Here is an 8,608-nt window from a genome sequence, read left to right on the forward strand (position 1 = left end):
ATAGGCCGGCATGCGCGCCGGCGCGCGCAGCGGCAACGGCGCCGGGCGCGGCTGGCGCGCGGTCGCGGCGACGACGCGGTGGAACGGATGGATCGCGCTCATGGCTTGCCTCTCGGACGCCGATGTCGGATGCCACTGTCGGTTCCGGCGCCCGCGCCCGGCAGTGCGGCCAGCCACCGATCGCCGGTGACAAGCGTCACGAACCCCGCCGCGGCCGGCACGAAGCGGCCAGGACGGCGGCCCGGCACAGGGGTTATCGTGCCTGGGAGGACGTGATAGACTCCCATAAATCATTGAAATGAAACGAAAAATCGTCAAAAGGCCATAGCCTTACGCAAAAATTTTGCGTGGTTTTCCGGCGTTTCAAGGAGTTAGCTGAACACCCATTCCCGTTGTGAGAGATGGCGCTTGGCGGCCCGGGGGGCCGCTGCAACTGCGAGGGTCCGGCCAGGGGGCGGACCGGTCTGCTCACGCAACAACCGGCAGGACGCCGACGACACGAAACACAGGAGACCGCCATGACCCACCTGCTCGCCCAACTCGCGCCGCTGCGCGCCCACGCCGGCCAGCGCCGCACCGTCGGCCTGGACGACGAGACCGTCGCCCGCTTCGCCGTCACCCATCCGGAACTGGGCGAAGCCATCGCCGCCGCCGCCGCCGAATACGCGCTGATCCGCGATCTTCACGCCGACCTGCTCGACCTCGACGAGGACGCGCAGATCCAGGCGATCCAGGCCGGCTACGTCAACTTCTACCCCGACGACGGCGTCAACCCCTACGTCGCCCTGAGCGCGCGCGGCCCATGGATCGTCACCCTCAAGGGCGCGGTGCTGCACGACTCCGGCGGCTACGGCATGCTCGGCTTCGGCCACACCCCCTCGGCGGTGATCGCGGCGATGGCCAAGCCGCAGGTGATGGCCAACATCATGACCCCGTCGCTGTCGCAGCTGCGCTTCGAGCGCGCCCTGCGCGGGGCCATCGGCATCGAACGCGGCGGCTGCCCGTACGAGCGCTTCTTCTGCCTCAACTCGGGCTCCGAATCGGTCTCGCTGGCCGCGCGCATCGCCGACGTCAACAGCAAGCTGATGACCGACCCGGGCGCGCGCCACGCCGGCCGCACGATCAAGCGCCTGGTGGTCAAGGGCAGCTTCCACGGCCGCACCGAGCGCCCGGCGCTGTACTCGGATTCCTCGCGCAAGGCCTACAGCCAGCACCTGGCCAGCTTCCGCGGCGAAGACTCGGTGATCGCGATCGAGCCCTACGACGCCGACGCGCTGAAGAAGGCCTTCGCCGACGCCGACGCCAAGGGCTGGTTCATCGAGGCGATGTTCCTGGAGCCGGTGATGGGCGAAGGCGACCCGGGCCGCGGCGTGCCGGCGTCCTTCTACGCCCTGGCGCGCGAACTCACCCGCGACCACGGCTCGCTGCTGCTGGTCGACTCGATCCAGGCCGGCCTGCGCGCCCACGGCGTGCTGTCGATCGTCGATTACCCCGGCTTCGAAGGCCTGGACGCGCCGGACATGGAGACCTACTCCAAGGCGCTCAACGCCGGCCAGTACCCGCTGTCGGTGCTCGCCGTCGGCGAGCGCGCGGCCTCGCTGTACCGCAAGGGCCTGTACGGCAACACCATGACCAGCAACCCGCGCGCGCTCGACGTCGCCGTCGCCGTGCTCGAGCAGGTCACGCCGGAACTGCGCGCCAACATCCGCAACCGCGGCGCCGAAGCGCTGGAAAAGCTCGAGAAGCTCAAACACGAGCTCGGCGGCCTGATCACCAAGGTCCAGGGCACCGGCCTGCTGTTCTCCTGCGAACTGGCCCCGCAGTTCAAGTGCTTCGGCGCCGGCTCCACCGAGGAGTGGCTGCGCGAGCGCGGCATCGGCGTGATCCACGGCGGCGCCAACTCGCTGCGCTTCACCCCCAACTTCACCATCGCCAGCGACGAGCTGGAGCTGCTGGTGTCGATGGTCGGCCGCGCGCTGCGCGAGGGGCCGCGGGCGCAGCAGGCGGCGGCGGCTTGACGGCAGGAGTTAGCGCATAGGAGTTAGGAGTTAGCGAAAAGCGGCGCTGGTGCTTTCGCTAACTTCTATCTAGATTCTGCTTCTCTATCTCCCAGCTTTCAGGAAATCGAATGATCCGTCTGTCCAACAAGGAAACCGGCGCCGACATCGGCGAGATCAGCGAGGAAGAGCTGCAGATCCTGGTGCTGGCGCTGGAAGAGGAAGACAGCAAGGACCAGGACTACTGGATCGACCACGCCACCGTGGACATGATCGAGATCGATCATCTCAACGCCGGCTCGCTGATCACCGTGCTGCGCGCGGCGATCGGCGACAGCGACGGGATCGAGATCCGCTACGTGCGCACGGCCTGAGGCCGCGGCGCGGGCCGGCTGCGTCCCTCATGGCGCTCGACCTGATCCAGGCCCGGCATGAGCACGAGATCCACGCCTCGCGCCGGCTGTTCGCCATCGACGAACGTTTGCATGCGCAGTTGTTCGATCGTGCGCAGCCGCGCGCTGCGTATCCGCTGCTGCACAAGCTGCGCGACTACTACGCCGACGCCACACTGCTGCTCGGCGAACTGCCGCGGCTGCTGGAAGAGCTGACTAGGATCGCCGCGCAGTTCACCGAGCCGAGCCAAGTGCATGAGTTCGCGCGCTTCGTCGAGCAAGCCATCGCCGACGGCGACAATCTGTACGCCACCGCCGACTGACTTGCCGCGCGGCCGACCCGCGGGTTTCGCGCCTGGAGCGCGGACTCCGCATCGCCCGGCCGCGCCGCCGCCCTCCCCGCGTCGCCACCCGCCGCGGGGCGGCAGCGGCCGCGAACAACCCGCGCCGAACTTGCGCCCCGCCCGCCAACCATCAATCCTTTGCGGCAAGGATCGCCCGCACCCGCCCGAGACCCCCGCATGAAAATCGTCGAAGTCCGCCATCCCTTGGTCCAACACAAGCTCGGCCTGATGCGCCGCGCCGACAACAGCACCAAGTCGTTCCGCGAACTGGCCTCGGAAGTGGCCACCCTGCTCACCTACGAAGCCACCGCCGACCTGGAAACCGAAGAGGCCGTGGTCGAAGGCTGGGCCGGGCCGGTGACCACGCGCAAGATCAAGGGCGCCAAGGTCACCCTGGTGCCGATCCTGCGCGCCGGCCTGGGCATGCTGCCGGGCGTGCTGGAGCTGATCCCGGCGGCCAAGGTCGGCGTGGTCGGCCTGCAGCGCGACGAGGAAACCCTGCAGCCGGTCGGCTACTACGAGAAGCTCACCGGCCGCATGGACGAGCGCACCGCGCTGATCCTCGACCCGATGCTGGCCACCGGCGGCAGCCTGATCGCCACTATCGACTTGCTCAAGGCCGCCGGCTGCAAGCGCATCAAGGGCCTGTTCCTGGTCGCCGCGCCCGAAGGCCTGAAGGCGCTGGAAGCCCGCCACCCGGACGTCGAGGTGTTCACAGCCTCGGTCGACGAGCGCCTCAATGAAGTCGGCTACATCCTGCCGGGGCTCGGCGACGCCGGCGACAAGATCTTCGGCACCAAGCACTACGCCTGATCCGCGCGAAGCCGACGAAACATCCCGAAGCCCCTGTAGGAGCGGCGCAAGCCGCGACCGCGACACCGCACATACGACGCAAGCCCGACGCGATGTCGCGCCAGCGCAACCAAGATCAAAATGGATTCCGGCTTACGCCGGAATGACGGGTTATCGGGAGAACGCAGACGCTTGCAGGCGAACGCGCGTCCTCCATGTCCCGTCATTCCGGCGAAAGCCGGAATCCATGTCGATGCCCCCGCCTACGCCGCGCGCTTCCGCCGCCGCCCGCGCAACCACAGCAGCAACGCCGCCGCCACGGCCACGCCCGCGACCAGCCAACCCCACGACCAGCGTTCGTCGCGCGGCGCCTGCCCCAGCACCACCGCGCTGGCGCGCGTCGGCGGCGCGCGCAACGCTTCGGCGATGGCCTCGGGTTTCGCCCGCCACACCCCGTCGCGCAGCTCCAGCTTGCCTTCCAGCGCCGGCAGGCGTAGTTCGCGCCAGGTCACGCGCAAGTCGCCGATCTGCGGCGCGAGCGGATTCTCCGAGCTGCCCAGGCCGTCGCCCTCAGGCTGGAACGTCGCCGCGAGGTTCGCCGGCAGCCGGCTGAAGTTGGGCCGGAACAGCTTCCATTCGCCGAGCGCGCGCAGCACCGAGCTGTCGATCGGCCGGCCGTCGAGCGTCGCCGATTCCGACCACCAGCGCCGGTTCTCCAGCGGCATGCGCTTGGGATTGACGTGGCCGGGCTCGAAACGCGCGGAATCGATCGGCGCCGAATTCCAGATCCGCTCATAGCCCAACTGGCCCGAGACTGGATCGGTCGAGCGCTGCCACTGGTACATCTCGACCCGCCGGTCGAGGCCGAACTGGCGGCTGATCACGCCGAAATCGCGGTCGCGCAGACTGGGGCCGGCGACCGGTTCGCCGAGCGGCTCGCCGCTGTCCTCGTCCTGCGCCGCGGCCGGCGCCGCCACGCACACCGTCGCCGCAAGCGCGAACGCCAGCCACGCGCGCGCCGCGGCGGGGCGGTTCATGCCGCCAGCGCCCTGGCCTGCAACTCGGCGACTTCGTGCGCGGTGCCGAACTTGCCCTTGTCGTCGCGCACCACCTGGGCCAGCGCGCAGCCGGGGTCGTGGGTGAAGAACAGATGCACGTTGCGTTCGAGCTTGTCGCCGAGGAAGGCGCGCTTCTCGTCGATCAGCAATTCGGCGTTGCGGTCGTAGCCCATGGTGATCGGCACGTGCACCCACGGCCGGCCCGGGATCAGGTCGGCGCAGAACACCACGCCGCCGTGGGCGCGGCCGTCGACGGTCTCGGGGCCGACGATCTCGGCCAGCATCAGTCCCGGCGTGTGGCCGTGGCTGTAGTGGAAACGCACGCGGTCGCCGAGCAGCTGCGAATGCTCGCCGTCGACCAGTTCCAGCCGGCCGGTGGCTTCCAGCAGCGCCGGCAATTCGGCGATGAAGCTGGCGCGGTCGCGCGGATGCGGATGGCGCGCGCGCTCGTAGTGCTCGCGGCCGACCAGGTAATGCGCGTTGGGGAACAGCAACCGCGCCGGCTCGCCTTCGGCCCACGGCGCCAGCAGGCCGCCGGCATGGTCGAAGTGCAGGTGCGAGAGCACCACCACGTCGATGTCCTCGGGCTTGAAGCCGGCCTGCGCCAGCGAATCGATCAGGACGTGGCGTTCTTCGACCACGCCGTAACGCTCGCGCAGCTTGGGTTCGAAGAACGCGCCGATGCCGGTTTCGAACAGCACCGTCTTGCCGGCCAGCGGCGCGGCCAGCAGCGCGCGGCAGGCCAGGTCGATGCGGTTGTGCTCGTCCGGCGGCGCCCACTTCGACCACATCGCGCGCGGCGCGTTGCCGAACATCGCGCCGCCGTCGAGCTTCTGCGAGTTGCCCAGGATCGACCAGAGTTTCATGGGGGCATCGCCCTCGCGGGCGTCGGGGGTGGAAGGCGATTTTAGGATGCGGGCGGTGAAGCGGGAAGCATGGGAGTGAGAAGCGGGAGTGAAAAAGCGGGGCTGGGGAACTGAGACGGCGCGCAGGTCTGGCAAGCCGCACCGAACCTCAGCCCTTCGCAAAACCTCAGTTCCCCAACCCCGCCTTTCATTCCCGCTTTTCCATTCCCCGCTTTACTGCGCCGTCGCCACCGTCGCGAAGTGGAAAATGAACTCGCCATCGCGCGGATCCGCCGCGACCACCTTCACCGGCGCCAGCGCGTGGTCGGCAACTAAAGTGCCGGTGCCGCTGGCCGAGAGCTTGCTGATCAGGCCGCCGGAGCGGCCGCTGATCTTCACCAGCATTTCCTGGCCCGGCACCAGGGTCACGCGGCCCATCGACGGATCGCTGGTGCGCGGCGTGGCGATGCGGCTGTCCTCGGCGTCGTTGTAATCGCGCGAGGGCAGTTCGAACAGGTCCTGGCCTCCGGCGCTGACGTCGAAGGTCCACGAGGTGCTGCCGCTGGTGCCGTCGTTGACGACTTCGATCTTCTCCAGCGTCAGCACCACCGAATAGCGCGTCGGCGCCTTCGGCTGGGCCGGCTGCGCCAGCGGCGCGGGCGCGGCCGGCGCGGCGGCGGCGGACACGGCCGGCTTCTTGTCCTTGAGCCCGCCGATCTCGCGCACGTTGTTGATCAACGTGGTCAGGGTGACGAGGAAGGCCACCAGCGCCACCGAGATCGTCGGCAGGCGGGTGTACCAGCGTTGCTTGTCGTTGTCCTCGCTCACTGCCATGGTCCCCTGTGCGGCCGCGTCCGGGTGCGGCTATGGGGCGCAATCTACCTTGCGAAGGCGGAATCGGGAATGAGGGCAATCCAGGCGACGGCAGGACCGTTACGGCTTCCGTGGCCCTGCCCGCCTCGATTCCCTCGCCTTTACGGCTCGGCGCTTACGGCTTGTCCAGCACCACATCCGCCTTGCCGACCGGATTGCGCGGATCGGTCCCGCCCGACAGCGTATCGGCGCGCTTGTCCCACATCACCGTCTGCAGGTTGCCCCAGGTCGATTCGCCGGCGTTGACCTTGTGGCCCATCGCCTGCAGCTTGGCCACGGTGTCGGCATCCAGCGCGCCGGCCTCGGCCGAGATCACGTCGGGCATCCACTGATGGTGGATGCGCGGCTGCGCGGCGACCTGCTGCGGGCTCAGGCCGGCGTCGTAGGCCAGCACCGCCAGCAACACTTGGGTGATGATGCGGCTGCCGCCGGGCGCGCCGACCGCGATCACCTTGTCCCTGGATTCCAGGAAGCTCGGCGTCATCGAGCTGAGCATGCGCTTGCCCGGCTCCGGCGCGTTGGCGGCGAAGCCCATCACGCCGAAGGCGTTGGGCGTGCCCGGGCGCAGGGCGAAGTCGTCCATCTCGTTGTTCAGCAGCACGCCGGTGCCCGGCGCGACCATGCCCGAGCCGTACAGCAGGTTGACCGTCTGGGTCGCCGAGACCCGGTTGCCTTCGCCGTCGATGATCGAGAAATGGGTGGTCTCGTCGTCTTCCAGCGGCGCCGGCTGGCCCGGCAGCAGGTCGCTGGGCGTGGCCTTGTCCGGATGGATGGTGGCGCGCAGGCCGGCGGCGTAATCGGCGCTGGTCAGCCGCCGCAGCGGGATCTTCACGAAGTCCGGATCGCCGAGATAAATGGTGCGGTCGCGGTAAGCGCGGCGCATCGCCTCGGCGATGATGTGGGTGCGATGGGCCGGGTCGAGCTTGCTGAGGTCCCAGCCTTCGAGCATCTGCAGGATTTCGGCGAACGCCACCCCGCCCGACGACGGCGGCGGCGCAGTGACGATGTCCCAGCCGCGGTACTTCAGCCGCAGCGGTTCGCGCTCGACCACCTTGTAGCCGGACAATTCCTCGGGCTTCCACTGCCCGCCTTCCTCCTTGACCGCGGCCAGCAGCCTGGCCCCGACTTCGCCGCGGTAGAACCCGTCGAAGCCCTTGGCCGCCAGCAGCTCCAGCGTGCGCGCCAGATCGGGCTGCTTGAGGATCTCGCCGGCCTTGGGCGGCGAACCGTCGGCGAGGAACACCTCGCGGGTGCCGCGGTAGCGCTCCATCACTTCGCGCCGGCTGCCGTAGCCCTTCTCCAGGCGCGGATACACCTCGAAGCCGTCGCGGGCGATGCGGATCGCCGGCGCCAGCGAGGTCTTCAGCGGCAACTTGCCGTACTTCTGCGCCAGATGCACCAGCGCCGCCGGCAGGCCGGGAATGCCGGCCGACCACGGGCCGTTGGTGGCGCGGTCGCGGTTGAGTTCGCCCTTCGCGTCGAGGAACGCGGCCGGCGTGGCCGCGGCCGGCGCGGTTTCGCGCGCGTCGACGAACACGTCGCGCCCGCTCTTGGCGTCGTGCAGCAGGAAGAAGCCGCCGCCGCCGATGCCGGAGCTGATCGGCTCGACCACCGACAGGGTCGAGGACACCGCGATCGCCGCGTCGAAGGCGTTGCCGCCCTGGCGCACGATGTCCAGGCCGGCCTGGGTGGACAGCGAATGCGCGCTGGCGATGGCGGTGCCGGGCGGGTGCGCGGCGACGGGCTTGTTCGCAGCGGGCTTGCTCTGGGCAGGTTTCGCCGCCTGCGCGCGCGCGGGCCGGGCCGGCGCTTCGCAGTACGCGGGAGCGGCGATCAGCAGCAACGAGGCCAGCAACCAGGGGGACAGCAGACCGGCTCGCGGCCGCGGCGCCTTGCGCATCGGGTTCACTCCTGTTGTAGACGGCGCAGCTTGTCGAGCAACTGCGTTTCGGTTTCCACGTACTCGGGATCTTTGTCGATGCATTCGACCGGGCACACCATCACGCACTGCGGCTCGTCGTAATGGCCGACGCATTCGGTGCAGCGCGCCGGGTCGATGACATAGATGCTCTCGCCCTGGGCGATGGCCTGATTCGGGCAGGCCGGCTCGCAGACGTCGCAGTTGACGCAGAGTTCGTTGATCTTCAGCGACATGGGCGGTTCGAAGACGCCGGCGCGATGGTTCGCGATTCGCGGGAAGCCGGCTCGGACGCCCAGTTTAGGCCGCCGCCGGCCCGGGGCATAGCGCCGCGCCGGGATGCTGCGTGCCGCGGCAGGCGCTGCGCGGCGCGGGCCGGGCCCGGCGGC

General features: G+C 69.3%; 9 protein-coding genes. 4 read left to right on the forward strand and 5 right to left on the reverse strand.

What is annotated here, in order from left to right:
* The first annotated feature begins 518 nt into the window (after positions 1-518).
* The 4 genes from A7A76_RS24320 to upp all read left to right on the forward strand — a co-directional run bounded on the left by A7A76_RS24320 (position 519) and on the right by upp (position 3,546).
* Complete coding sequence (locus A7A76_RS24320) at positions 519-2,018, forward strand: aminotransferase class III-fold pyridoxal phosphate-dependent enzyme (RefSeq protein ID WP_206413734.1); 1,500 nt, start codon at positions 519-521, stop codon at positions 2,016-2,018.
* A 110-nt stretch (positions 2,019-2,128) separates the two neighbouring features.
* Positions 2,129-2,371: a hypothetical protein gene (locus A7A76_RS24325; protein WP_206413735.1), complete on the forward strand. Its 243-nt coding sequence runs from the start codon at positions 2,129-2,131 to the stop codon at positions 2,369-2,371.
* Between the two features lie 29 nt (positions 2,372-2,400).
* Positions 2,401-2,712, forward strand: coding sequence for a hypothetical protein (locus tag A7A76_RS24330; RefSeq protein WP_206413736.1), 312 nt, complete (start codon positions 2,401-2,403; stop codon positions 2,710-2,712).
* A gap of 198 nt (positions 2,713-2,910) precedes the next feature.
* The gene (gene upp, locus A7A76_RS24335; protein ID WP_206413737.1) at positions 2,911-3,546 is read left to right on the forward strand and encodes a uracil phosphoribosyltransferase; all 636 of its coding nucleotides are present in this window, start codon (positions 2,911-2,913) and stop codon (positions 3,544-3,546) included.
* Between the two features lie 242 nt (positions 3,547-3,788).
* Here the strand turns inward: upp and A7A76_RS24340 are convergent, their stop codons facing one another.
* The 5 genes from A7A76_RS24340 to A7A76_RS24360 form a co-directional block, all read right to left on the reverse strand.
* A complete protein-coding gene (locus A7A76_RS24340) occupies positions 3,789-4,562 on the reverse strand; it encodes a TMEM43 family protein (RefSeq protein ID WP_206413738.1) in 774 nt (257 codons plus the stop codon).
* A complete protein-coding gene (locus A7A76_RS24345; protein ID WP_206413739.1) occupies positions 4,559-5,449 on the reverse strand; it encodes an MBL fold metallo-hydrolase in 891 nt (296 codons plus the stop codon). Before A7A76_RS24345 ends, A7A76_RS24340 begins: the two co-directional genes overlap by 4 nt.
* A 213-nt stretch (positions 5,450-5,662) precedes the next feature.
* Positions 5,663-6,256, reverse strand: coding sequence for a hypothetical protein (locus A7A76_RS24350; RefSeq protein WP_206413740.1), 594 nt, complete (start codon positions 6,254-6,256; stop codon positions 5,663-5,665).
* Between the two features lie 160 nt (positions 6,257-6,416).
* Positions 6,417-8,201: a gamma-glutamyltransferase gene (gene ggt / locus A7A76_RS24355; protein ID WP_206413741.1), complete on the reverse strand. Its 1,785-nt coding sequence runs from the start codon at positions 8,199-8,201 to the stop codon at positions 6,417-6,419.
* Between the two features lie 5 nt (positions 8,202-8,206).
* The gene (locus A7A76_RS24360; RefSeq protein WP_206413742.1) at positions 8,207-8,455 is read right to left on the reverse strand and encodes a YfhL family 4Fe-4S dicluster ferredoxin; all 249 of its coding nucleotides are present in this window, start codon (positions 8,453-8,455) and stop codon (positions 8,207-8,209) included.
* Positions 8,456-8,608: the final 153 nt, after the last annotated feature.

Source organism: Lysobacter enzymogenes, assembly GCF_017168095.1.
Lineage (GTDB): Bacteria > Pseudomonadota > Gammaproteobacteria > Xanthomonadales > Xanthomonadaceae > Lysobacter > Lysobacter enzymogenes_D.

Bases quoted from the DNA above. Each gene is read 5' to 3' on its own strand.
- A7A76_RS24320 (WP_206413734.1), top strand. From the start codon at position 519: ATGACCCACCTGCTCGCCCAACTCGCGCCGCTGCGCGCCCACGCCGGC.
- A7A76_RS24325 (WP_206413735.1), top strand. From the start codon at position 2,129: ATGATCCGTCTGTCCAACAAGGAAACCGGCGCCGACATCGGCGAGATC.
- A7A76_RS24330 (WP_206413736.1), top strand. From the start codon at position 2,401: ATGGCGCTCGACCTGATCCAGGCCCGGCATGAGCACGAGATCCACGCC.
- upp (WP_206413737.1), top strand. From the start codon at position 2,911: ATGAAAATCGTCGAAGTCCGCCATCCCTTGGTCCAACACAAGCTCGGC.
- A7A76_RS24340 (WP_206413738.1), bottom strand. From the start codon at position 4,562: ATGAACCGCCCCGCCGCGGCGCGCGCGTGGCTGGCGTTCGCGCTTGCG.
- A7A76_RS24345 (WP_206413739.1), bottom strand. From the start codon at position 5,449: ATGAAACTCTGGTCGATCCTGGGCAACTCGCAGAAGCTCGACGGCGGC.
- ggt (WP_206413741.1), bottom strand. From the start codon at position 8,201: ATGCGCAAGGCGCCGCGGCCGCGAGCCGGTCTGCTGTCCCCCTGGTTG.
- A7A76_RS24360 (WP_206413742.1), bottom strand. From the start codon at position 8,455: ATGTCGCTGAAGATCAACGAACTCTGCGTCAACTGCGACGTCTGCGAG.